Here is a 1,576-nt window from a genome sequence, read left to right on the forward strand (position 1 = left end):
CAAGCCCCCGCCGCCTCCCAAGGTCGATCCCAAGGCGAATGCCGAGCAGATCACGCGGCTGCAGGCCGAAGCCACGAAATTGCGCAATGAGATCCGGCTCGCCAACAAGATGGGCGAGTCCGACGCGGCCGCCAGTGCGCGCCAGCGGCTGACGCAGGTCAATGCGGAGCTGACCACGGCACAGTCAGCAACCCCGGCGACACAGCCGGCGCCAATGCTGCCCACCGCCGGTGCCGCCACGCCGCAGGGCAATGGCGGCGCTACTGCGTTCCCGGCACTGTTCACGACGCAGAATTTTGGCGGCTCTTCCCCGAAGCTGGTTCTGGCCGGGTATACGCCGCCCGACGAGGGCGAGCCTTCACCGGAGGTCACCAAGGCGGAGGACATCGTCAAGGATATCGACGGCGGCAAGAGCATCGACAACATCGCCGAAGAGCGGGACATGACGCCCGAACAGGTGGTGGCGGCATTGAACGCCGGCGGCATGGAGGCCGTGGCCACCGAATACGCCAACGGCGATACCCGCCAGGTCGTGATCAAGGACGGAAGCGGCCGCACGATCACCGAAAACCAGGATTATCACCATGGCGGCTATTACACGGAAGTGACGGGTCCCGACGGGCAGGCGACGTCCTCGCCGATCCGTGACGATCTCGGCCGCAAGGAAACCACCAGCGTCGATCCGGAAACAGGCGCCATCACGACCAAATATGTCGCTGATCTCGGCGACGGCTCGGTCACCGAACGCACGACGAATCCGCAGACGCGCATAACCACGACCACCGAAACGAACGGTGAGGGCGTCGTCACCGTAACCAAGAACCTGCCGAACGGGTCGACCGTGAAGACGGTGACGCCCAACAACAGCGTCGCTTTGCCGGTGACAACGGTTACCGGGCCGGACGGCAAGGAAGTCACCCTGGCACAGACGCAGACCTCGGACGGCTCGGGTGCGCCTTCCATCCAGGACCAGCTCGCCGAAGGCATGAGCTTCGAGGAGATCGCCGAGGAGCGCGGCCTCACGCCGGAACAGGTAATCGCCGAACTGAACGCTGCCGGCCTTGAGGTCGAGCAGGGCGGCGACCCGGGCGAGACCTTGCAGATCGTCGTCACCGATCCGGATAGCGGCAGGACGGTCACCTACAACAACGACTACCATCACGGTGCGACTTCGGTGACTGTCACCGAGGGCAAGACCGAGACGACCGACTCGGTGGACGGCAACGGCGTGACAACCCACACCGAACGCAACACCGAGACCGGCGAGCAGACGACCAAGATCGTTGATCCCAAGAACAACACCGAGACGACGATCGTCTTCGACAAGGATGGCCGACGCACCGAAACCATCGTCGAGACGCTGAATGATGGCGAGCCGATCGACTACGAGGTGAAGCCGGGCGACAATTTGAGCGATATCGCCGCGGCGCACGGTGTGACGCTGGAGGAACTCGCCGAGAGCAATCCCGAACTGTTTACCTCACCGCGCGACCCCGATCTTATTCATCCCGGAGAAACCGTGGTGATCGAAGGCGCCACCAAGACCACCGTCAACGTGACATTCAATGGCTATACG

1 protein-coding gene is annotated in these 1,576 nt (G+C 63.6%); it reads left to right on the forward strand.

Annotated features, from left to right (window positions below):
* A partial coding sequence (locus OHD58_RS30450) for a LysM peptidoglycan-binding domain-containing protein (protein WP_263807302.1) occupies nt 1-1,576 on the forward strand: 1,576 nt, incomplete at both ends.

This window comes from Mesorhizobium sp. ZC-5, from assembly GCF_025753855.1.
Taxonomy (GTDB): Bacteria; Pseudomonadota; Alphaproteobacteria; order Rhizobiales; family Rhizobiaceae; genus Neomesorhizobium.